Here is a 21910-nt window from a genome sequence, read left to right on the forward strand (position 1 = left end):
AGGGTGACCAGCAGCACGCCGATCCGGGTGAGGTCGGAGAAGCCGAGGCCGAGGCCGCAGACGGCCAGGGTGATCCCGGCGGAGACGAAGGCTCGCCCTCGGGTCGTGAGCAGGTCGCGGAGCCGACGCACGGCGAACCTCCGGGTCAGCGGCCGGCGGCGGGGACGGGCACCCGTCGCATGAGGTCGTGCAGGACGTCGGCGGTCGTCTTGCGCGCGAGCTGGGTCTCGCCGGTCGGGATGAGGCGGTGCGCGAGGACGGGGACCGCGATGGCCTGGACGTCGTCGGGCAGGACGTGGTCGCGGCCCTCGAGGGCCGCGTGCGCCCGCGAGGCGCGCAGCAGCTGCAGGGTGGCCCGGGGGGACGCGCCGAGCCGCAGGGCCGTGCTGGCCCTGGTGGCCGCCGAGAGGTCGACGACGTACTGCTTGATCGCGTCACTCGTGTAGACGCCGCGCACCGCGTACACCATGGCCGTGATGGTGGCGGCGTCCGTGACCGGCTTCAGGCTCTCGAGCGGGCTGCTCTGCCCGTGGGTGTCGAGCATGGCGACCTCGGCGCGCGCCGACGGGTAGCCGAGGGAGATCCGCGCCATGAAGCGGTCCCGCTGCGCCTCGGGGAGGGGGTACGTGCCCTCCATCTCGATGGGGTTCTGGGTCGCCATGACGATGAACGGCATCGGGAGCCTGTAGGTCTGCCCGTCGACGGTGACCTGTCCCTCCTCCATGCACTCGAGCAGCGCCGACTGGGTCTTCGGGGAGGCGCGGTTGATCTCGTCGCCCACCACGACGTTGGCGAAGATCGCGCCGGGGCGGAACTCGAAGTCGCGGACGTCCTGGTTGAACACGCTGACACCGGTGATGTCGCTCGGGAGCAGGTCGGGGGTGAACTGGACGCGCCGGACCGAGCAGTCGATGGACCGGGCGAGGGTCTTGGCGAGCATCGTCTTGCCGACACCCGGCACGTCCTCGAGCAGCAGGTGACCCTCGGCCAGGAGCACGGTGATCGCCGTGCGCACGACGTCCGGCTTGCCCTCGATGACGGAGTTCATCGCCGTCGCGAGCCGCCCCGCGACGGCCGTCACGGTCTGCAGGCTGGCGGCCTCCGCCTCGGGCGCGCGCATCCCCCCGGCCTGAAGCGCGTCGGCCCGGTTCCCGTCGCCCTCGGCCTCCCTCTGGTCGTGCACGACGTGTCCCTTCGTTGGCTCGGTGATGGCCACCCGGATCCCTTCCCTTGGTTTCGGTCGATCTTCTCCCACTTCGCCCCACCGCGACAGGGTTTTGCTCCCCGCGACGTCCGATGAACGGCCGCCGGGCGCCCCTGGTGCCCGGCCGCGGGCGCTGCCCCAGGGTGGTATGCCGCAATTGCACCGAATTGGTGTCATGTCGCCTTTTCGTGGCGACATTCTTCCACCACTTTCCACCACCCCGATTGACCTGCGGAAATAGCCAAACGGATGAGGAAATGGCGCCATTTCAGCGCACTGTGTGGGTATCGGTGGAGTAAAGTGGGGCGCACAGGAGGCTGGTGGAGTCGCCTGGAGGCGCCAGAGGGGAGGTGAGCGGCGTGTTTCTCGGGACCCACAACCCTCGGCTCGACGAGAAGGGCCGCCTCTTCCTCCCGGCCAAGTTCCGCGACCGCCTCGCCGAGGGCCTGGTCGTCACCCGGGGCCAGGAGCGCTGCCTCTACGTCTTTCCCCTGGACGAGTTCATGCGTCTCGCCGGTCAGATGCAGGCGGCCCCCACCACCAGCAAGGCAGCCCGCGACTACACCCGTGTCTTCCTGTCCGGCGCCTCCGACGAGGTGCCGGACAAGCAGGGCCGGGTCACCATCCCCGCGGCCCTGCGCCAGTACGCAGGTCTGTCGCGGGAGTGCACGGTCATCGGGACCGGCTCCAAGCTCGAGGTGTGGGACACCGCCTCGTGGACGGCCTACCTCGAGAGCACCGAGCAGGCGTTCGCCGACCAGAGCGAGGAGGTGATTCCCGGACTCCTCTAGGCGCGCCGGGCTGAAGGCTGCGCCACGCGGCGATCCCTGAAGCCAGGTCTCCAGCCGCTTCGCATCCCGGGACGACTTCCCCCGTCCCGGGCGGCACCACCGAAGCGGATGGAGACCTGACCGCAGGGCCACCACCCGTCACCCCACCGATCCCCATCCACCACCCGATCCGGCCCCGACCCACCGCGGCCGACCCACCGGCATACCCGCACCACCGCACCACAGCAGGAAGGACAGGCAGCGATGAGCACCCGAGGGCGAGCTGCGGACCGGCACATCCCGGTGCTGCGCGACCGCATCCTCGACCTGCTCGCGCCGGCCCTGCAGGAGCAGGGGTCGGTCTACGTCGACGCGACGCTCGGCATGGGCGGCCACGCCGAAGCGGTGCTCGAGCGCTGCCCGAACGCCCGCGTCGTCGGGATCGACCGCGACCCGGAGGCCTTGGCGCTCGCGGGGGAGCGCCTCGAGCCGTATGCCGCCCGCGTCACCCTGGTGCACGCCGTGTACGACGAGTTCGCGACCGTGCTCGCCGACCTCGGGCTCCCGAAGGTGCAGGCGGCGCTCTTCGACCTCGGGGTCTCCTCGCTGCAGCTCGACGAGACCGAGCGTGGCTTCTCCTACAGCCAGGACGCCCCGCTCGACATGCGGATGGACCAGTCGCGCGGCATCACGGCCGCAGACGTCCTCAACACCTATGACGCGGCCGAGCTCGAGCGGGTGCTGAGGGAGTACGGCGAGGAGCGCTTCGCGCGCCGGATCGCCGCCGCCATCGTCCGCGAGCGGGAGCGCGAGCCCTTCACCACCTCGGCCCGGCTGGTCGACCTGCTCAAGAAGGCCGTGCCGGCCGCCAGCCAGAAGAGCGGCGGTCACCCCGGCAAGCGGACCTTCCAGGCCCTGCGCATCGAGGTGAACGAGGAGCTGTCGGTGTGGGCGACCGCGCTGCCGGCGGCCATCGACACCCTCGCCGTGGGCGGGCGCCTGGCGGTGCTGAGCTACCACTCGCTGGAGGACCGCATCACGAAACGGGTCTTCGCCCAGGGGGCGCGCAGCAGCGCGCCCGAGGGGCTGCCCGTCGAGCTGCCCGAGCACGCGGCATACCTGCGCCTGCTCACCCGCGGGGCGGAGGAGCCCAGCGCCGAGGAGAAGGCAGCCAACCCCCGATCTGCTTCGGCCCGCCTGCGGGTCGCCGAGAGAACACGCTCCACGAAGGGACAGCACCGATGAGCCAGATGACTGCGACCGCCCGGGTCGCATCACGGGCCCCACAGCGCCGCCCGGCGGCGCCCCAACCGCTGAGGGTCGTTCCCGCCCGCGCCGGCCAGCCCGGCAGCGGCATGTTCGCGGCCCTGTGCCTGCTGCTCCTGGTGGGTGGGCTCATGGCGCTGCTCATGCTCAACACCTCCATGGCGGAGGGGAGCTTCACCCTGCACAAGCTCCAGACCACGTCGGGCGAGCTCACGGACACCGAGGAGGCGCTGACGGCGGCCATCGACGCCCAGCGGTCCCCAGCCAACCTCGCGGCGCGTGCGGCGCGGCTCGGGATGGTCCCTGCCGACTCGGCGGCGTTCCTGCGCCTGAGTGACGGAGAGGTGCTCGGCGTGGCGAAACCGGCCGCGAAGCAGCCCGGCTTTACCGTGGTCACGGCACCGGACACCGCGGTGTCCCCGTCTCCGGGCAGGGCGGTCGCGAAGCCCCAGGCCACCGGGCCGAAGACCACGGTGTCACGCAAGGGGGAGGTCACGACGACGACGGTGGTGGTGACGAAGCCGGACGGCACGGTCCTGACGACGACCACCAGCGTCAACGCCCGGACCAAGACGACGACGAGCACCACCACCAGCACCACGAAGTCCGCCACCCAGGGGCAGCGCCAGAACCCTGGCCAGGCCCGCGGCCAGTCCAACCGGCCGAGCCAGGCGCCGACCACGGCGCGCTAGCCGACCCACCACGCCAGCGACCCCACCACGACCGAGGAAACGCCGTGACCCAGCCCCGTGGCTCCCGCCCGGGTCAGCCCCGCCCACCCCGAGGGGACAGCGCTGGAGCGCGCCGGGGGCCCGGTGCGAGCCGGGGCCCGGGTGCGACCCGCGGACCTGCTGCGTCCCGTGGGGAGGGGCGAGGCGCTCCCCACGGCGCCCCGGGCCCGGGGTCCGGGGCGGCCCGCCCACGCGAGGGCGCCCACCCCAAGGGTGCCGAGCCGACCGCCCAGCGGCGGGCCACACGAGGCCCTGGCGCCCAGGGCGCCGACGCCTCCGCCCGCCGCCCGGCCACCGCCCGCCGCACCGGAGGGTCCCGCACCACGCCGACCCGTGGCACGCCCGCCCGTTCCGCGACACCACGTCGGCCGGCCGGCCACCGCCCCAAGTCCGTGCAGCTCGGCACGGTGAGCCCGCGGCGGCGCATGCGGACGATGGTCTTCGCCGCGCTCTTCGTCTTCAGCATCTTCGCCGCCCAGCTGCTGCGTCTCCAGGGCTTCGATGCGTCGTCGGTCTCCGCGGACGCGCAGTCCTCGCGGACCGCCACCGTGCCGATCCCCGCGATGCGAGGGCGCATCCTCGACTCCACCGGCACCGTGCTCGCGTCCAGCATCGAGCGACGCACCATCACCGTCGACCAGACCGCGGTGACGGAGTACAAGAAGACCGTCGACGGGATCTACACCAAGGTCGGGGTCACGGGTGCCGCAGCCGACCTCGCGCCGCTGCTCAACCTGCCGGCGGAGCAGCTCGAGCCGATGCTGACCGGGTCCGCCCGCTACCGGATCCTGCAGAAGAACGTGACGCCCCTGAACTGGCGCAAGGTCGCGGCTCTCGGCATCCCGGGCATCTACAGCGAGCCGACGTCGGAGCGGAACTACCCGACGTCGACGGCCGCGGCCTCCCTGGTGGGCTTCCTGCAGGCCAACGGCACCGCAGGTGCCGGCGTCGAGGTGCTCATGGACAAGGCGCTGTCGGGCAAGGCCGGCAAGACCACGTACGAGCAGGCCCTCGACGGCCGCATCATCCCCACCGGCCACCAGCAGACCATCCCTGCCGTGCCGGGGCGGGACATCCGGTTGACCATCAACTCGGACCTTCAGTGGTTCGCCCAGAACGCCCTGGCCCAGAAGGTCACCCAGACCCGGGCCCTCTCGGGGACCGTCGTCGTCCAGCACGCTCGGACGGGTGAGCTGCTGGCGGTCGCGTCCTACCCGACCTTCGACCCCAACGCGCCGGGCCAGAGCAGCGAGAACTGGACCAACCGCGCCTTCAACGAGGTCTACGAGCCCGGGTCGACGGCCAAGGTGATGACCGCTGCGGCAGCCCTCGAGGAAGGCGTCGTCACGCCCTCGACCGTCGTCGAGGTCCCGAACCGGATCTGGCGTGCGGACTCGCGTGAGTTCAAGGACAGCCACGACCACCCGACCGAGTACCTCACCTTCGCCGGCGTGCTCGCACAGTCGAGCAACATCGGCACCGTGCTCGCCGGGGAGAAGATCAAGGCGTCGAAGATCCACGACTACTTCTACCGGTTCGGACTCGGCCAGTCGTCCGGCATGCGGTTCCCCGGCGAGGGCCCCGGCCTGCTCAAGAAGGCCGAGGACTGGGACGGCTCGCAGCGCTACACCGTGCTGTACGGGCAGGGCCTGTCGGTCAACGCCCTGCAGGCCACCGGCGTGTTCCAGACCATCGCCAACAACGGGGTGCGCGTCCCGCCGCGCATCATCGACTCGGTGGGCGATGGCCGGGGAGGGTTCACGAAGGCGCCGGCAGCCACGCCGGTGCGCGTCATCTCACCCGAGGTCGCCAAGCAGGTCCGCGACATGATGGAGGGCGTCGTGGGCAAGGAGGGCACCGCGCCGGAGGCCAAGATCGACGGCTACCGCGTGGCTGGCAAGACCGGTACGGCGGACCGCTACGACGCGTCCGTCGGCGGCTACTCGGGCAAGACGGCGAGCTTCATCGGCTTCGCGCCCGCCGACAAGCCGGAGCTGGTGGTGTCGGTCACACTCCAGCGGCCCATCAAGGGCTACTTCGGCGGGGTCGTCGCGGGTCCCGTCTTCCGGGACGTCATGACCTACGCCCTGCAGCAGCTGGAGATCCCGCCGACGAACACCAAGGCCCCCACGGTGACGGTCAAGGCCGACAAGCCGGCTGCCGGCGACACCTCCGTCCTGCGGGACACGAAGTCCGACGACGTCCGTCGCAGATGAGGCCGGTAGTCTCGTCCACCGTGTCATTCCCCCGCCCCACCGTCCTGCGTGCCACCTCGCTCTCCGAGGTCGCCGCAGCAGCCGGCGCAGGGCACTCGGCCCCCGCGGCCGAGGTGACCGGCGTCTGTCTGGACTCCCGTGCGGTGCATCCCGGCGACCTGTATGCCGCCCTGCCGGGCGCCCGCGCGCACGGTGCGGACTTCGCTGCCGGCGCCTGCGACCGCGGGGCGGTGGCGGTGCTCACCGACCCGGCCGGGGAGGCCCTGCTCGACACGGCTGGTGTCGACCTGCCCCGGGTCGTGGTCCCCGACCCGCGCGCCGCCCTCGGCGCGGTCTCGTCGCTGGTCTACGGCACGGGCGACCTCCCGATGAGGCTCATCGGTGTCACCGGGACCAACGGGAAGACCACGACGGCCTACCTCATCGACTCCGCGCTCGGGGCGCTCGGCCACACGACCGGTCTCATCGGCACGGTCGAGACGCGGATCGCCGACGAGCGGATCCGGAGCGAACGCACCACACCCGAGACCACCGACCTGCACGCACTGCTGGCGGTCATGGCGGAGCGGGGCGTCGACACCTGTGTCATGGAGGTGTCGAGCCACGCCCTGGACCTGCACCGCGTCGACGGCGTGGTCTACGACGTCGCGCTCTTCACCAACCTGTCGCAGGACCACCTCGACTTCCACGGCGGCATGCGGGAGTACTTCGAGGCCAAGGCGGAGCTGTTCACCCCTGCCCGCTGCCAGCGGGGGGTGGTGTGCGTCGACGACGAGTGGGGCAGGGAGCTGGTCGGCGTGGCCACCGTGCCGGTGACCTCCATGACGTCGCGACCGGACGTCGAGGCCGACTGGCGGCTGGTGCCTGACGAGGCCAACCCCCTGGGCTTCGCGCTCACCGACGGCTCCACCACCCTGACCCTGCAGTCGGCCCTTCCCGGGGACTTCAACCGGGTCAACACCGCGCTGGCTGCCCTGGCCCTGCTGGCGCTGGGCGTCCCGGCCGGGCAGGTCGAGCTCGCCTGTGCTGCGCCGCCCAGTGTCCCCGGCCGCATGGAGCCAGTCGCCCTCGAGGGCGACCACGGGCTCCCACGGGCCGTGGTCGACTACGCCCACACGCCTGACGCGGTGGCCTCCGCCCTGCGTGCGCTGCGGCCCACCACGCCCGGCGCGCTGGTCGTCGTCCTCGGGGCCGGCGGCGACCGCGACCGCGGCAAGCGCGCGGCGATGGGTCGGGCCGCTGCCGAGAACGCCGACATCGTCATCGTCACCGACGACAACCCACGCACCGAGGACCCCGCTGCCATCCGTCGCTCGGTGCTCGAGGGTGCCAGGGAGGCCGCCGCCGGGGCCGAGCTGCACGAGGTGGGGGACCGGTCCGCCGCGATCGCCGCGGCCCTGGCGGCCGCCGCGGACGCCGGAGCCGGGAGCACCGTGGCAGTCGTGGGCAAGGGGCACGAGACCGGCCAGGACGTTGCTGGCACCATTCACCCGTTCGACGACCGTGAGGAAGTGCGCAAGGCCTTGCAGCAGCTCACCGGCGCCCGCGAGGTGGGCGCATGATCCCCCTGTCCCTGAAGGAGATCGCCGACCTCACAGGCGGCCGTCTGCACGGGATCGACGACCAGGAGGCCGCGGCGCTCGTCATCGACGGTCCGGTCGTCACCGACTCCCGCGAGTCGGGCCCCGGAGGCCTGTACGTCGCCCGCATCGGCGCGGCCCACGACGGCCACCGGTTCGTGGGCGCAGCGCGCGACGCCGGTGCTGTGGCGGCGCTGACCAGCCGCGAAGTGGCCGAGCTGCCGTGCGTGGTCGTGGACGACGTCCAGGACGCGTTCGCGGCCCTGGCGCGCGGCGTGCTCGAACGCCGACCCGACCTGACGGTCGTCGGGATCACAGGGTCCTCCGGCAAGACGAGCACCAAGGACCTCCTGGCCAGCGTCCTCTCCGCGGCCGGGCCCACGGTGGCTCCCGCCGGATCGCTGAACAGCGAGGTCGGCGTTCCCCTGACCATCTGCCGCGTCACCCCGGACACGCGCTTCCTCGTCGTCGAGATGGGTGCGCGGGGGGTCGGGCACATCGAGTACCTGGCCGGTATCGCGACTCCGACGATCGGGGTCGTCCTCAACGTCGGCACGGCCCACGTCGGGGAGTTCGGGTCCCGCGAGGCGATCGGCCGCGCCAAGGCCGAGCTCGTCGCGGCCCTCCCGGACGGGGGGCTGGCCGTCCTCAACGCGGACGACCCCGTGGTCAGCAGCATGGCCGGGCAGACCGCGGCCCGAGCTCTCCTGGTGGGTGCGGACCACGAGGCCGGGCTGCGGGCCGTCGACATCGAGCTGGACGCGGCCGGTCGCCCCAGCTTCACCGTGACGGGCGATGGCGTGCGTGGCCAGACGCGGATCACCCTGGCACTCCACGGTGAGCACCACGTCGCCAACGCCCTGGCTGTCGTCGCCGTCGCCCTGGAGTGCGGCCTGGACATCGAGGCCATCGCCCGGGCGCTCGCCACAGCGACCCCCGCAAGCCGCTGGCGCATGGAGGTGACCGAGCGCCCGGACGGCGTCACGATCGTCAACGACGCCTACAACGCCAACCCCGACTCCATGAAGGCCGCACTCAAGGCGCTGGTCGCGATGGGACGCGGTCGGCGCACCTGGGCTGTGCTCGGCTCCATGCTCGAGCTCGGGGACGAGTCGGTGGCCGAGCACGACGCCATCGGGCGCCTCGCGGTCCGGCTGAACATCTCGCGCCTCGTCGTGGTGGGGGAGACCGCCCGGCCCATGGCCAGCGGCGCACAGCACGAGGGCTCGTGGGGTGAGGAGGTCGTCTGGGTGCCGGATGTCGACGCGGCCCAGGCCCTGCTGGCCACGGAGCTGCAGCCCGGCGACGTCGTGCTGCTGAAGTCCAGCCGCGACGCGGGGCTGCGGTGGCTCGGTGACACGCTGGCCGGCGTGACGGAGGAGACGACGTGAAGGCAGTCCTGATCGCCGCGGTCTTCTCGCTGGTGGTCGCCCTCTTCGGCACCCCCATGTTCATCAAGTTCCTCGTGCGTCGTGGCTACGGGCAGTTCATCCGCGACGACGGCCCCACGTCGCACCACACGAAGCGCGGCACGCCCACCATGGGTGGTGCCGTCATCCTCGCCGCGTCCCTGCTCGCCTACGGCGTCGCGCACCTCGTGACGCTGACGCCGGTGACGATGAGCGGCCTGCTCGTCCTGTTCCTCATGACCGGGCTCGGGCTGGTGGGCTTCCTCGACGACTTCATCAAGATCAGCAAGCAGCGCAGCCTCGGCCTGCGCTCGGGCGAGAAGCTCGCCGGCCAGACCTTGGTCGGTGTGCTCTTCGCCGTGCTGGCACTGCAGTTCCCGAACGACAAGTCACGCACCCCGGCGTCGACGTACATCTCGTTCGTCCGCGACACCACCATCGACCTGGCCTTCGCGGGGACGATCGTGGGCCTGATCCTGTTCGTCTTCTGGGCGAACATCATGATCGCCGGCACCTCCAACGGCGTGAACCTCACCGACGGCCTCGACGGCCTCGCCACCGGTGCCTCGGTGATGGTCTTCGCGGCCTACGTGCTCATCGGGATCTGGCAGTTCAACCAGAACTGCCAGATCAACCCGGGCATCAAGTGCTACGAGGTGCGTGACGCTCACGACCTCGCCGTGGTGGCCGCGTGCGGCATGGGTGCCTGCTTCGGCTTCCTGTGGTGGAACGCCTCGCCCGCCAAGATCTTCATGGGCGACACCGGCTCGCTCGCCCTCGGCGGCGCCCTCGCCGGCCTGGCCATCCTGACCCGCACCGAGCTGCTCGTGATCATCCTCGGTGGTCTGTTCGTCCTCATCACGCTGTCGGTGATCATCCAGGTCGGCTCGTTCAAGATGACCGGCAAACGGGTGTTCCGGATGGCACCTCTCCAGCACCACTTCGAGCTCGTGGGGTGGAACGAGGTCACCATCGTCATCCGGTTCTGGATCATCGCCGGGCTGTTCGTGGCCCTGGGGCTGGGGCTGTTCTACGCAGAGTGGGTTGTGGGAGCGACGTGAGCGGTGCACCGATCGGGGGACGACTGGACGGCCTGACGAGTGCCAGCGCCGACTGGAGTGGCCTGCGGGTGCTGGTCGCCGGCGTCGGCGTCAGCGGGTTCGCCGCCGCGGATGCGCTCCACGAGCGGGGGGCCCGCGTGACCGCGGTCGACGGCGGCGACCCGGAGCAGAACGCCGCGCTCGGCGAGCGGGCCCACATCCTCGACATCCTCGGCGTGGACGTCCGCCTCGGCCCCGAGCACGTCTCCGGCCTCCCCGACGGGCCCCTGCCCGACCTCGTCGTCACCTCGCCGGGGTGGCGCCCGGACCAGCCGCTGCTGGCAGCAGCGGCGCAGCGCGGCATACCGATCTGGGGGGAGGTCGAGCTCGCCTGGCGAATGCGTCCCGAGGAGGACCCCGCGCCGTGGCTCACGGTGACCGGCACCAACGGCAAGACCACGACCGTCAACATGCTGGCCTCCATCCTGCGCTCGGCGGGCCTGCGGGCCACCAGCGCGGGCAACGTCGGCACGCCCATCCTCGAGGCGGTGCTGCACCCCGAGCCGTACGACGTGATCGCCGTCGAGCTGTCCAGCTTCCAGCTGCACTGGTCGTACTCGCTCGAGCCGCTGGCGTCGGCCTGCCTCAACGTCGCTCCCGACCACGTCGACTGGCACGGCTCCTTCGAGGAGTACGCCGCCGCCAAGGGGAAGGTCTACGAGAACACCCGGGTCGCCTGCGTCTACAACGTCCAGGACCCAGCCACGGAACAGCTCGTCATGGACGCCGACGTGCAGGAGGGGTGCCGCGCCGTCGGCTTCACCCTCGGCACCCCCGGCCTGTCGATGGTGGGGGTGGTCGACGACGTGGTCGCCGACCGCGCCTTCGTCGAGCAGCGCAGGACCTCGGCCGCGGAGCTCGCGACCCTGGCCGACGTGCAGGGCAGCGCGCCTGTGCTCGCCCCGCACTACCTCGCCAACGCGCTCGCCGCCGCGGCCCTCGCCCGCGCCTACGGCGTACCGGCGGCGGCGGTCCGCGACGGGCTCCGCGCCTTCACCCCCGACCCGCACCGCATCGCCGACGCGGGCACGGTCGAGGGCGTGCGCTACGTCGACGACTCCAAGGCCACGAACCCCCACGCGGCAGCCTCCTCGCTCCAGGCCTTCGAGCACGTCGTCTGGGTCGCCGGTGGCCTGCTCAAGGGGGCCGACGTCGACCAGCTGGTGCGGGACGTCGCCCCCCGGCTGCGCGGCGTGGTCCTGATCGGCGCCGACCGCGCCCAGATCGCCGAGGCGCTCGCCCGACACGCGCCGGATGTGCCCGTGGTGGACGTCGCCAGCACGGACACTGGTGTCATGGACCTCGTCGTGGCCCACGCGGCCGACCTCGCCCAGCCGGGTGACGTCGTGCTGCTGGCTCCTGCCGCAGCGTCGATGGACATGTTCGCCAACTACGGCGCCCGCGGCGACGCCTTCGCGGAGGCGGTCGCGCGCCGTGCCGCCAGCGCCAAGGGGGAGTAGGCCGTGAGCAGTGCCTCCGCCGCCGCCGGGAAGGCGCGGCAGCCCGAGCACGGGCGCGTGCCGGCATGGCTCCAGCGGCTCGAGTCGCCCGTCACCACGTACTACGTGCTGCTCAGCGTCACCGCGGTGCTGGTCATCATCGGGCTGATCATGGTGCTCTCGGCCTCCGCCATCGTGTCGTACAAGAGCAGCGACTCGTCCTACACGATCTTCCTGCGGCAGGCACAGTTCGCCGCCGTCGGCGCCATCGCCATGACCATCGCCTCCCGGGTGTCGGTCGCGACCTGGAAGCGCTTCGCGGTGCCTGCCCTCCTGGGGGCCATGGCGCTCCAGCTGCTGGTGTTCACCCCGCTCGGCAAGAGCGTCAACGGCAACACGAACTGGATCGCCGTGGGCCCGATCAGCATCCAGCCCTCGGAGTTCGCCAAGCTCGGCATCGTGCTCTTCGGGGCCGCGGTGCTGACCCGCAAGCGCAAGCTGCTCGGGCACTTCAAGCACGCCCTGGTGCCCTTCGTCGTTCCCTTCTCCGGTCTGGCCATCCTGCTGGTGCTGCTCGGCCACGACCTCGGCACGGTCATCGTGATGAGCGCGATCGTCGCTGCCGTGCTCTACACCGCGGGGGTCTCCTGGCGGCTGTTCGCGGTGGGAGGTCTCGGTTTCGGCCTGCTGGCCGCGGTCATGATCCTCACCAGCGAGAACCGCCTCGCGCGGTTCGACGTCTGGCTCGGGAAGGACACCGACCCGTTCGGGGCCGCCCGCCAGCCCCTCCACGGCCGGTACGCCCTCGCCGACGGCGGCTGGTGGGGTGTCGGTCTCGGCGCCAGCCGCGAGAAGTGGCAGTGGCTCTCGGAGCCGCACAACGACTTCATCTACGCGATCATCGGCGAGGAGCTCGGACTCCCCGGCACGCTCGTCGTCCTGGCCCTGTTCGCCGTCCTCGCCCTCGTCTGCTACCGCCTCGTGCTGCGGACCGACGACCTGTTCATCCGCCTCGCCACCGGCGGGGTCATGGCCTGGATCGTGGTCCAGGCCATCGTCAACATCGGCGCCGTGATCGGCCTGCTGCCGGTCATCGGCGTGCCGCTGCCCCTGGTGTCCTCGGGAGGATCCTCTCTGGTGACCACGATGCTCGCCCTCGGGATGCTGCTGTCCTTCGCCCGCCAGGAGCCCGGCTGCGCGGAGGCGCTGGCGGCACGGCCTTCGGTGGTCCGCCGCTCCCTGGCAGTGCTGCCCGTCGGGCGGTCACGCGGCGCGGCACGCGGGTCCGGGCGGGGGGCAGGGCGATGACCTCGGGCCCCGGCCCGGCCTCCGCGCCCGGCTCGCCGTCCGGCACCAGCCTGCCCCGCTCCGTCCTGCTCGCCGGGGGCGGGTCGGCCGGCCACGTCTCCCCGCTGCTCGCCCTGGCCGACGCGCTGCGCCGGCGCGACCCCGACATGGTGGTCACCGCGCTGGGCACCGAGCAGGGCCTCGAGTCGCGCCTGGTCCCTGCCCGCGGCTACGAGCTGCGCACCATCCCCAAGGTCCCGCTGCCGAGGCGCCCGTCCTCCGACCTCGTCCGTCTCCCGGGGAACCTGCGCGCCGCGGTGGCGGCCGCCGGCCGTGCCATCGACGAGACCGGGGCGGAGGTGGTGGTGGGCTTCGGCGGGTACGTGTCGACCCCCGCCTACCTCGCCGCGCGCAAGCGCCGTGTGCCGATCGTGGTCCACGAGCAGAACGCGCGACCCGGGATCGCCAACCGGCTCGGCGCACGGTTCACCCCGCACGTCGCCACGACGTTCGCCTCGACCGCCCTGCGCGGGGCCACCGTCGTCGGCATGCCGTTGCGCCGCGAGATCGCGCTGCTCGACCGCGACGCGATCCGGGCCGAGGCTCTCGAGCACTTCGGCCTCGAGGCGGACCGACCCACCGTGCTGGTCACGGGCGGCTCGCTGGGTGCCCAACGGCTGAACCACGCCTTCGAGGCCCGCGTCGACGGGTTGCGCGCGGCCGGCGTGCAGATCCTGCACATCACCGGCCTCGGCAAGGAGTTCGAGCCGGGGTCCGAGGTCGTGGGCCCGCCCTACGTCGTGCTCGCCTTCGCCGACCGCATGGACCTCGCGTATGCCGCGGCCGACCTCGTCGTCGCACGTGCCGGGGCCAACACCGTGTGCGAGCTGACCGCGGTGGGGCTTCCTGCCGTCTACGTGCCGCTGCCCATCGGCAACGGCGAGCAGCGGTTCAACGCCGCAGACGTGGTCGCTGCCGGTGGCGGCATCCTCGTCGACGACAGTGCGCTGACGCCGGAGTGGATCGACCGCGAGCTCCTCCCGCTCGTCGCTGACGGCGGGCGCATCCAGGCCATGGCCGAGGCCGCGGCGAGCGTGGGGGAGCGGGGTGCGGACGAGGCACTCGCCGACATGGTGCAGCGCGCGCGTGCCGGCTCGCCCGGGAGCAGCCGGTGAACGGCCTGAACGAGCGGTTCGACTTCCGTGCGCCAGTGCCGGACCTCAGCGAGCTCGGTGCCGTGCACTTCATCGCCATCGGTGGCTCCGGTATGTCAGGGGTCGCGCGCGTGATGCTGGCGCGCGGCTGTCGGGTGTCGGGCTCGGACGCGAAGGACACGCCGGTCCTCACCGCGCTGGCCGCCGAGGGGGCCACCGTCTGGGTGGGGCACGACCCCGCCCACCTCGAGGGCGTCGACACCGTCGTCATCTCCTCGGCCGTCCGAGAGTCCAACCCCGAGCTCGCCGCCGCCCGTCAGCGTGGGCTGCGCGTGCTGCACCGCTCCCAGGCCCTCGCGAGCACCATGTCGTCGTCGCGCCGACTCGCCGTCGCCGGTGCCAACGGCAAGACCACGACGACGTCGATGCTGACGGTGGCGCTGCAGCACTGCGGGGCCGATCCCTCCTTTGCCGCCGGGGGCGAGCTCGCCAAGCACGGCACCAACGCGCACTGGGGCTCGGGTGAGGTCTTCGTGGCCGAGGCCGACGAGAGCGACGGCTCCTTCCTGGTCTACCGCCCGGACGTCGCCATCGTCACGAACGTCCAGCCCGACCACCTCGACTTCTACGGCACGTTCGAGAACGTCCAGCGGGCGTATGCCGAGTTCGCCGAGTCCGTGGTCGACGGGGGCCTCCTCGTGGCCTGCCAGGACGACGACGGCTCGCGGGCCCTGGCCGAGGCCGCCCGCTCCGCCGGCCGACGGGTCCTGACCTATGGCTGGTCCCCGGACGCCGACGTGACGCTGAATGAGCCCGTCGCCCATGGCCTGATGAGCCGGGCGACGCTGACGGATGCCACGGGACGCCGCCGTGCGCTGCGGATCAACATCCCCGGCCGGCACAACCTGCTCAACGCGGCGGCCGCCTACACCGCGGCGACGGCAGGCCTGGGCCAGGACCCCACTCGCGTCCTCGACGGGCTCTTCGGCTTCACGGGCACCCGCCGCCGCTTCGAGCCGAAGGGCACGGCGGCCGGGGTCAGCGTGGTCGACGACTACGCGCACAACCCCGGAAAGGTCGCTGCGGTCGTCGGGACCGGGGCCGAGCTGGTCGCCGGGCAGGGCCGGCTCATCGTGGTGTTCCAGCCCCACCTCTACTCGCGGACGCGAGACTTCGCGCTCGAGTTCGCGGCTGCGCTGGCGCCCGCCGATGCCGTGGTCCTGATGGAGGTCTACGGCGCCCGCGAGGACCCCATCCCCGGAGTCTCCTCCACCCTCGTCGCCGACGCCCTGCGCGAGATCCGTCCCGACGTCGACGTGGAGGTGATCCCGTCCTGGTCGGCGGTGGCCGAGGCGACGGCTCGCCGGGCCCGGCCCGGTGACCTGGTCCTCACGGTGGGGGCGGGTGACGTGACGATGATCGGCCCGGAGGTGCTGCGGGCCCTCGGCCCGGCATGAGCCGCACCAGTCGTCCGACGGGGCTCGCCTCGTCGCGGGCGCGGTTCCAACAGCGCGCCGCCGACGTGCGGCGACGCCCCTGGCGGCTGGCCGGGTGGGGCGCCCTGGCCCTGGGGATGCTGGGCCTGGTGGTCTGGGTGGTGGGTTTCAGCCCGCTGCTCGTCGTTCGCACGGTCGAGGTCGTGGGCGTCCCCGCGGGGGAGGTCCCGGCGATCACGCGCCTGGCGGCGGTGCCCGTCGGGACACCTCTCGCCCGGGTGGACTCCGGGGGCATCGCCGACCGGGTCCGCCAGATGGCGACGCTCGCCAACGTCTCGATCGAGCGGTCGTGGCCCAGCACGCTGGTGATCCACGCCAGTCCGCGTGTGCCCGTCCTCGTGGCCAAGAACCCTCAAGGTCAACTACACGTTGTGGATTCGCGCGGGGTGGCATACGCCCAGGTCAGGAAGGCGCCGAGGGGCGTACCCCTCGTGGACGCCGCCTCGGACGCGGCCCTGACCCGCGACGCGCTCAAGGCGGCCGTCTCCGTCGTCACGGTGCTGCCGCCGTCGGTGGAGCGCCGGGTGACGAACGTGACGGTCAGTGGCGCCAACCTCGTCACCCTCAAGGTGGGTCGCACGACCGTCGTGTGGGGTGGTGTGGCCCTGCCCGAGAAGAAGCTGACCGTGATGACTGCCCTGCTGAAGGACTCACCCAAGGTCATCGACGTCAGCGCCCCGGACACCCCGGTGACCCGCTGACCGAGGTGTGGACCAGGCGTGAACCCAGGCGTGTTCCAGGCGTGAACCCAGATGTGAACCCAGGTGTAGACCCAGGTGTAACCCAGGCGTGAACCCTCGAGGTCGAGTTGCACGTGAGGCTCGTGTGACGGCTGTGACGGCGCGCGATAGGCTCGCCCGGCCACCGCACCCGAGGGCTGCGAAAAACCTGCCGACGAGTCTTGCGACACGCTGCGCGGCAGGTTGCTTGCACCCATCCGTCCGCATAGCGTCTGCGTCGGCAGGGTTGACATAATTCTAACCCTCTAGTGGACCCTGAGGCTTGTTCCTCGGACTCGGGGTTTCCGCTCGGGGCAGCGACAGTGCCACGAGCCAGCACCACCCCTTTAGAAACGCTTTCAGGAGAGGCCCACCGACGTGGCAGCACCACAGAACTACTTGGCCGTCATCAAGGTCGTCGGCATCGGCGGTGGCGGCGTCAACGCCATCAACCGCATGATCGAGGTTGGCCTGAAGGGCGTTGAGTTCATCGCGATCAACACCGACGCCCAGGCCCTGCTCATGAGCGACGCCGACGTCAAGCTCGACGTGGGCCGCGAGCTGACCCGCGGGCTGGGCGCCGGCGCCGACCCCGAGGTCGGCAAGAAGGCCGCCGAGGATCACGCGGAGGAGATCGAGGAGGTGCTCAAGGGCGCCGACATGGTCTTCGTCACCGCGGGCGAGGGTGGCGGCACCGGCACGGGCGGCGCCCCGGTCGTGGCCAAGATCGCCAAGGGCCTGGGTGCGCTGACCATCGGCGTCGTCACCCGCCCGTTCACCTTCGAGGGCCGCCGCCGCGCCAACCAGGCCGAGTCCGGCATCCTCAGCCTCCGCGAGGAGGTCGACACCCTCATCGTGATCCCGAACGACCGGCTCCTGTCCATCAGTGACCGTGCCGTCAGCATGCTGGACGCCTTCCGCAGCGCGGACCAGGTGCTGCTCTCCGGCGTCCAGGGCATCACCGACCTCATCACCACCCCCGGCCTGATCAACCTCGACTTCGCGGACGTCAAGTCCGTGATGCAGGGTGCGGGGTCCGCCCTCATGGGCATCGGGTCCTCGCGCGGCGACGACCGGGCGGTGCAGGCGGCCGAGCTGGCGATCTCCTCGCCGCTGCTCGAGGCCAGCATCGACGGCGCCCACGGCGTCCTGCTCTCCATCCAGGGCGGCAGCGACCTCGGCCTCTTCGAGATCAACGAGGCCGCCCGGCTCGTGCAGGAGGCCGCCCACCCCGAGGCCAACATCATCTTCGGTGCGGTGATCGACGACGCGCTGGGTGACGAGGTGCGGGTCACCGTCATCGCCGCCGGCTTCGACGGCGGGGCGCCGCTGAAGCGCGACAACGACCGGGCCATCGGCCAGATCCAGGGCGCCCCCCAGCGCCAGCAGCAGCCGGTGGCCCCGGCTCCGGCCCAGCGGCCGCAGCCGGCCAACCACCAGCCGGTGCACGCGGCCCAGCCCGTCCACGCCGCGCAGCAGCCGGCCGTCCAGCCGACCTCCGCACCAGTGCACGGGACGCCCCGGGTGGCTCCGCCACAGCCGGTGCAGCAGGCGCAGCCGGAGCAGGGCAACGGCCACCAGCCGTCGCACAACGGGCAGGGCGGTCACGGCGGGCACACGCAGGAGCAGCCGGCCCGCCCGCCGCGCACGGTGACCTTCGACGACTCCGACGAGCTCGACGTCCCCGACTTCCTGAAGTAGGCACGACACCACACGACGGGCGCCCGGCCACCGGCCGGGCGCCCGTCGTGTGTCTCCCGTGTCATACGGTGTCGCCTGTGTTCTTCTGGCGTGAGCAGACCGGCCCCGTCGAGTGGGGCATCACCGACCGGGCAGACGGAGTCAGCCAGCAGCCCTTCGGCACCCTCAACCTCGGAGGCCACGTCGGGGACGACCCCGAGGCCGTCGAGCAGAACCGCCACCGGCTTGCGGACTCGCTCGGGCGCGACCGCCACGAGCTGGTCTTCATGAACCAGTGCCACGGCGCGGACGTCGCCGTGGTCGACGGCCCGTGGGAACGCGGTGCCGGGGCGCCTGCCGTCGACGGCATCGTGACGACAACCCCGGGTCTCGCCCTCGCGGTGCTGGTGGCCGACTGCACGCCGGTGCTGCTGGCAGACCCGGTGGCGGGCGTCATCGGAGCCGTGCACGCCGGGCGACCGGGCATGACGACGGGGATCATCGACCGCGCTGTCGCGACCATGCGGGAGGCAGGCGCCCGCGAGATCACCGCGGTCGTCGGTCCCTCCGTGTGTGGGCGTTGCTACGAGGTCCCCGAGGAGATGAGCCTCGCTGCCGCAGAGGTGTCTCCGGAGGCGCGCGCCGTCTCGTGGTCCGGCACGCCGGCGATCGACGTCGCTGCCGGGGTGGTGGCGCAGCTGCGCGCGAACAGCGTTGCGGTGCAGTGGGTTCCGGGGTGCACGCGCGAGTCCGATCGCCTGTACTCGTATCGGCGCGACCGTCAGACCGGACGCTTCGCAGGCGTTGTCCAGCTGGCGCAGGCATGACGCGGCGCGAGGAGCTTGCTGCCGGTCTCCAGCACGTTCTCCAGCGCGTGGAGCGGGCGTGCGCGGTTGCCGGGAGGGATCCCGGCGAGGTCGAGCTGGTGGCCGTCACGAAGTTCTTCCCGGCCTCCGACGTCGACCTGCTCGTCGACCTCGGCGTCCGCCACATCGGCGAGAACCGCCACCAGGAGGCCGCCGCCAAGATGCTGGAGGTGCGGCGCAGGGCCGACCTGACCCTTCACTTCATCGGCCAGCTCCAGACCAACAAGGCGGGTGCCGTGGCGAGGTATGCCGACGTGGTCCAGTCGGTCGACCGCCCCCGACTCGCGGAGGCACTGCAGCGCGGGGCCCGTTCCGCGGGACGTCGCCTCGGCGTGCTGGTCCAGGTCGCGCTCGACCACGAGAGCGGGCGCGCGGGCGTGGCCCCCGCCGAGGCTCGAGCGCTCGCCGACCAGGTCGCCGAGAGCCCCGATCTCGACCTGCTCGGGGTGATGGCGGTCGCGCCGCTCGGGGGTGACCCGGACCCCGCCTTCGCGCTGCTGCGCGAGGTGGCGCGCGGCATACAGCAGGACCACCCCCGGGCGACGTGGGTCTCCGCGGGGATGAGCGCCGACCTCGAGGCGGCGATCGCCCACGGGGCGACACACCTGCGTGTCGGCAGCGCAATCCTCGGTTCTCGTCCGCCCCTTCGGTAACTTCAGTCGCGAACCGATCTCGCACGATGGACCAAAGGGAGCTCTCATGGCAGGGGCGCTGCGCAAGACGATGGTGTACCTCGGGCTCGCCGAGGACGACGAGCGCTACGAGGGCTACGACGAGTACGACTACGACGAGACCCCACGTCAGCACGCCCAGGCCGCGCCGGCCGAGCCGCAGCAGGAGCGTGCTGCGGCGGTGACGCACCTCCCGCAGCGCACGCCCGTCGCGCGCGTGGTCCGGGACGTCGAGGTGGGTGCACTGAACCGCATCACGACGATCCACCCCCGCACGTACAACGAGGCCAAGAACATCGGCGAGAGCTTCCGCGACGGCACGCCGGTCATCATGAACCTCTCCGACATGGACGACGCCGACGCCAAGCGCCTCGTCGACTTCGCCGCCGGTCTGGTCTTCGGGCTGCACGGGTCGATCGAGCGAGTCACCTCCAAGGTCTTCCTCCTCTCCCCATCGCACGTCGAGGTCTCGGCAGAAGAAGGGGCGGCCGCGCCGAGCACCCGCGGCCTGTTCAACCAGAGCTGACCCCGCCCTGCGTGCCCGCAGGGCTGACATGACACCCTTTCCGCCATGAGCCTTGGCCCGATCGGCAGTGTCCTGAACTTCCTGCTGTTCATCTTCTTCGTGCTGCTCATCGGGCGGCTCGTCCTGGACTGGGTGCAGGCGTTCAGCCGCGACTGGCGTCCGAGGGGCCCGATGCTGGTCATCGCCGAGGCGGTGTACACCGTCACGGACCCGCCGCTGAAGGCGCTGCGCCGGGTGATTCCGCCCCTCAGCCTGGGTGCGGTGCGGATCGACCTCGCGTTCCTGGTCCTGATGCTCACGGTGTCCATCCTGATGGGTGTCATTCGCGGCTGAGCGCCCATCCAATAGGGTGAAGGGCACCCCAGACTCTGGGATGCTTGCGATTGCACTGCCGATGACCTGCCGACCGAGGTGACTACATGGCGCTCACGCCCGAAGATGTCCTCAACAAGAACTTCACACCGACCCAGTTCCGTCGTGGCTACGACGAGCGAGAGGTCGACGACTTCCTCGACGAGGTCGTCGCGGAGATGCGCCGGCTGGTCAAGGAGACGGACGACCTGCGGGAGCAGCTGAACGAGTGCCGCGAGGGTCGGGGCATGGCACCGGTGGCCAAGCCGGACCCGCAGGCGGAGGCCCGCCGCGCCGCTGCGGCCAAGGACGCCAAGGACGCCGAGGAGCGCGCGGCCCGCGAGGCGCAGGAGAAGCTGGCAGCGATCAAGGCCCGCGCCGAGGAGGCCGAGAAGGCCGCGCAGGAGCGGGTTGCTGCTGCGACGGCGCGCGCCGAGCAGGCCGAGAAGGCCGCGCAGGAGCGCATCAAGGCCGCCGGTGAGCGTCAGACCGCCGCTGAGGAGAACGCCGCCCAGGCGGCGCAGGCAGCGCAGGCGGCTCCCGCACCTGCAGCGGCGCCTGCCGAGCCGGCTGTGTCCGAGCTGGGCGCGGCTGCCGCGGGCGGCGGGGCCAGCGCTGCGAGCCTCATCGCGCTGGCGCAGCGACTCCACGACGAGCACGTCGGCGAGGGTGAGACCACGCGCGACCGCCTCATCGCCGAGGCGCAGGCCAAGCACGACGAGCTGGTGTCCACCGGGCAGGCCCGTCACGACGAGCTCCTCGCCTCGGCCCAGAGCCGTCACGACGAGCTGCTGCGCGAGGCCACGACCAAGCACGAGCAGCTCATCACCGAGGCCCGGGAGCGGTCGACGGGGATGCTGCACGAGGCGCAGCAGAAGAAGGCGCAGATCCTGGAGGAGCTCGGCCGGGAGCGCGGCCTGCTCGAGAAGAAGATCGAGGAGCTGCGTGGCTTCGAGCGCGACTACCGCGCCCGCCTGAAGTCGTACATCGAGGGCCAGCTGCAGCAGCTGGACCACACCGGCGCCGACCTCGACCCCTCCCGGGAGGGCAAGGAAGGCTGACCAGCCCGCGTCATCGCAGCAGCACTCGCCGGAGGGCGCCGACCACACCCGTGGTCGGCGCCCTCCGTGTTGGGGCCCAAGGTCAGGGCGTTTTGCCGTTGAGTACCGGGGCGGGAGCGCTTATCCTCGCCGCACCTGACGCGCTCGTGTGGGCGGGCGCTGCGACGCAAGGGGTCCTGAGATGGCTGCACGGACGGCGCAGGCGGCGAAGAAGAGCACCACCAGGAAGACCGCCGCGGCCACGACGTCAGCGGCCACCGCGTCCGCTTCCACCAAGGCCGGCACGGTGAAGAAGGCTTCACCGGCGAAGAAGGCCGCGCCGACCAAGAGGACGACCGCGACCACGAAGACCGCGACCACGAAGACCGCGACCACGAAGACCGC

20 protein-coding genes are annotated in these 21910 nt (G+C 71.9%); 19 read left to right on the forward strand and 1 reads right to left on the reverse strand.

Features of this window, described 5'->3' with window-relative positions; genetic code table 11:
- Positions 1 to 145 precede the first annotated feature (145 nt).
- A complete protein-coding gene (locus VIB11_RS00120) occupies positions 146 to 1120 on the reverse strand; it encodes a MoxR family ATPase (protein ID WP_332027246.1) in 975 nt (324 codons plus the stop codon).
- 443 nt (positions 1121 to 1563) lie between these two features.
- Here VIB11_RS00120 and mraZ point away from each other — a divergent pair, with 443 nt between their 5' ends.
- The 19 genes from mraZ to VIB11_RS00215 form a co-directional block, all read left to right on the forward strand.
- The gene (gene mraZ / locus VIB11_RS00125) at positions 1564 to 1995 is read left to right on the forward strand and encodes a division/cell wall cluster transcriptional repressor MraZ (protein WP_332027227.1); all 432 of its coding nucleotides are present in this window, start codon (positions 1564 to 1566) and stop codon (positions 1993 to 1995) included.
- A gap of 243 nt (positions 1996 to 2238) precedes the next feature.
- Entirely contained in the window at positions 2239 to 3219 is a 981-nt protein-coding gene (rsmH, locus tag VIB11_RS00130; RefSeq protein ID WP_332027228.1) for a 16S rRNA (cytosine(1402)-N(4))-methyltransferase RsmH, read from the forward strand.
- Positions 3216 to 3932, forward strand: a complete 717-nt coding sequence (locus VIB11_RS00135) for a hypothetical protein (RefSeq protein WP_332027229.1) — start codon at positions 3216 to 3218, stop codon at positions 3930 to 3932. The genes rsmH and VIB11_RS00135 overlap by 4 nt, the downstream gene beginning before the upstream one ends.
- Before the next feature lie 446 nt (positions 3933 to 4378).
- Positions 4379 to 6187 carry a penicillin-binding protein 2 gene (locus VIB11_RS00140; protein ID WP_332027230.1) on the forward strand — a complete coding sequence of 603 codons (1809 nt, stop codon included), beginning with the start codon at positions 4379 to 4381 and terminating at the stop codon, positions 6185 to 6187.
- The gene (locus tag VIB11_RS00145; protein WP_414695719.1) at positions 6184 to 7749 is read left to right on the forward strand and encodes a UDP-N-acetylmuramoyl-L-alanyl-D-glutamate--2,6-diaminopimelate ligase; all 1566 of its coding nucleotides are present in this window, start codon (positions 6184 to 6186) and stop codon (positions 7747 to 7749) included. The genes VIB11_RS00140 and VIB11_RS00145 overlap by 4 nt, the downstream gene beginning before the upstream one ends.
- On the forward strand, positions 7746 to 9158 hold the full coding sequence (locus tag VIB11_RS00150; protein WP_332027232.1) for a UDP-N-acetylmuramoyl-tripeptide--D-alanyl-D-alanine ligase: 1413 nt from the start codon (positions 7746 to 7748) through the stop codon (positions 9156 to 9158). Before VIB11_RS00145 ends, VIB11_RS00150 begins: the two co-directional genes overlap by 4 nt.
- Positions 9155 to 10237 carry a phospho-N-acetylmuramoyl-pentapeptide-transferase gene (gene mraY, locus VIB11_RS00155; protein ID WP_332027233.1) on the forward strand — a complete coding sequence of 361 codons (1083 nt, stop codon included), beginning with the start codon at positions 9155 to 9157 and terminating at the stop codon, positions 10235 to 10237. Before VIB11_RS00150 ends, mraY begins: the two co-directional genes overlap by 4 nt.
- Entirely contained in the window at positions 10234 to 11736 is a 1503-nt protein-coding gene (murD, locus tag VIB11_RS00160; RefSeq protein ID WP_332027234.1) for a UDP-N-acetylmuramoyl-L-alanine--D-glutamate ligase, read from the forward strand. Before mraY ends, murD begins: the two co-directional genes overlap by 4 nt.
- Before the next feature lie 3 nt (positions 11737 to 11739).
- On the forward strand, positions 11740 to 13023 hold the full coding sequence (gene ftsW, locus VIB11_RS00165) for a putative lipid II flippase FtsW (RefSeq protein WP_332027235.1): 1284 nt from the start codon (positions 11740 to 11742) through the stop codon (positions 13021 to 13023).
- A complete protein-coding gene (murG, locus tag VIB11_RS00170; RefSeq protein WP_332027236.1) occupies positions 13020 to 14177 on the forward strand; it encodes an undecaprenyldiphospho-muramoylpentapeptide beta-N-acetylglucosaminyltransferase in 1158 nt (385 codons plus the stop codon). Before ftsW ends, murG begins: the two co-directional genes overlap by 4 nt.
- Complete coding sequence (murC, locus tag VIB11_RS00175; RefSeq protein WP_332027237.1) at positions 14174 to 15613, forward strand: UDP-N-acetylmuramate--L-alanine ligase; 1440 nt, start codon at positions 14174 to 14176, stop codon at positions 15611 to 15613. Before murG ends, murC begins: the two co-directional genes overlap by 4 nt.
- Positions 15610 to 16353, forward strand: coding sequence for a cell division protein FtsQ/DivIB (locus VIB11_RS00180; RefSeq protein WP_332027238.1), 744 nt, complete (start codon positions 15610 to 15612; stop codon positions 16351 to 16353). The genes murC and VIB11_RS00180 overlap by 4 nt, the downstream gene beginning before the upstream one ends.
- A 396-nt stretch (positions 16354 to 16749) precedes the next feature.
- On the forward strand, positions 16750 to 18072 hold the full coding sequence (gene ftsZ, locus VIB11_RS00185; RefSeq protein ID WP_332027239.1) for a cell division protein FtsZ: 1323 nt from the start codon (positions 16750 to 16752) through the stop codon (positions 18070 to 18072).
- Between the two features lie 77 nt (positions 18073 to 18149).
- A complete protein-coding gene (gene pgeF, locus VIB11_RS00190) occupies positions 18150 to 18878 on the forward strand; it encodes a peptidoglycan editing factor PgeF (RefSeq protein WP_332027240.1) in 729 nt (242 codons plus the stop codon).
- Entirely contained in the window at positions 18875 to 19570 is a 696-nt protein-coding gene (locus VIB11_RS00195; protein ID WP_332027241.1) for a YggS family pyridoxal phosphate-dependent enzyme, read from the forward strand. Before pgeF ends, VIB11_RS00195 begins: the two co-directional genes overlap by 4 nt.
- Before the next feature lie 46 nt (positions 19571 to 19616).
- Complete coding sequence (locus VIB11_RS00200; protein WP_332027242.1) at positions 19617 to 20114, forward strand: cell division protein SepF; 498 nt, start codon at positions 19617 to 19619, stop codon at positions 20112 to 20114.
- A 45-nt stretch (positions 20115 to 20159) separates the two neighbouring features.
- Positions 20160 to 20447, forward strand: coding sequence for a YggT family protein (locus VIB11_RS00205; protein ID WP_332027243.1), 288 nt, complete (start codon positions 20160 to 20162; stop codon positions 20445 to 20447).
- A gap of 86 nt (positions 20448 to 20533) precedes the next feature.
- Positions 20534 to 21526, forward strand: a complete 993-nt coding sequence (locus VIB11_RS00210) for a DivIVA domain-containing protein (RefSeq protein ID WP_332027244.1) — start codon at positions 20534 to 20536, stop codon at positions 21524 to 21526.
- A 181-nt stretch (positions 21527 to 21707) separates the two neighbouring features.
- A partial coding sequence (locus VIB11_RS00215; RefSeq protein WP_332027245.1) for a hypothetical protein occupies positions 21708 to 21910 on the forward strand: 203 nt, incomplete at its 3' end.

The organism is Pedococcus sp. (genome assembly GCF_036554925.1).
In the GTDB taxonomy this organism is placed as follows: domain Bacteria; phylum Actinomycetota; class Actinomycetes; order Actinomycetales; family Dermatophilaceae; genus Pedococcus_A.

Excerpts from the sequence above, each read along its gene's own strand:
- VIB11_RS00120 (WP_332027246.1), bottom strand. The coding sequence starts at position 1,120 with ATGCGCGCGCCCGAGGCGGAGGCCGCCAGCCTGCAGACCGTGACGGCC.
- rsmH (WP_332027228.1), top strand. The coding sequence starts at position 2,239 with ATGAGCACCCGAGGGCGAGCTGCGGACCGGCACATCCCGGTGCTGCGC.
- VIB11_RS00135 (WP_332027229.1), top strand. The coding sequence starts at position 3,216 with ATGAGCCAGATGACTGCGACCGCCCGGGTCGCATCACGGGCCCCACAG.
- VIB11_RS00145 (WP_414695719.1), top strand. The coding sequence starts at position 6,184 with ATGAGGCCGGTAGTCTCGTCCACCGTGTCATTCCCCCGCCCCACCGTC.
- VIB11_RS00150 (WP_332027232.1), top strand. The coding sequence starts at position 7,746 with ATGATCCCCCTGTCCCTGAAGGAGATCGCCGACCTCACAGGCGGCCGT.
- murG (WP_332027236.1), top strand. The coding sequence starts at position 13,020 with ATGACCTCGGGCCCCGGCCCGGCCTCCGCGCCCGGCTCGCCGTCCGGC.
- VIB11_RS00180 (WP_332027238.1), top strand. The coding sequence starts at position 15,610 with ATGAGCCGCACCAGTCGTCCGACGGGGCTCGCCTCGTCGCGGGCGCGG.
- VIB11_RS00195 (WP_332027241.1), top strand. The coding sequence starts at position 18,875 with ATGACGCGGCGCGAGGAGCTTGCTGCCGGTCTCCAGCACGTTCTCCAG.
- VIB11_RS00200 (WP_332027242.1), top strand. The coding sequence starts at position 19,617 with ATGGCAGGGGCGCTGCGCAAGACGATGGTGTACCTCGGGCTCGCCGAG.
- VIB11_RS00205 (WP_332027243.1), top strand. The coding sequence starts at position 20,160 with ATGAGCCTTGGCCCGATCGGCAGTGTCCTGAACTTCCTGCTGTTCATC.
- VIB11_RS00210 (WP_332027244.1), top strand. The coding sequence starts at position 20,534 with ATGGCGCTCACGCCCGAAGATGTCCTCAACAAGAACTTCACACCGACC.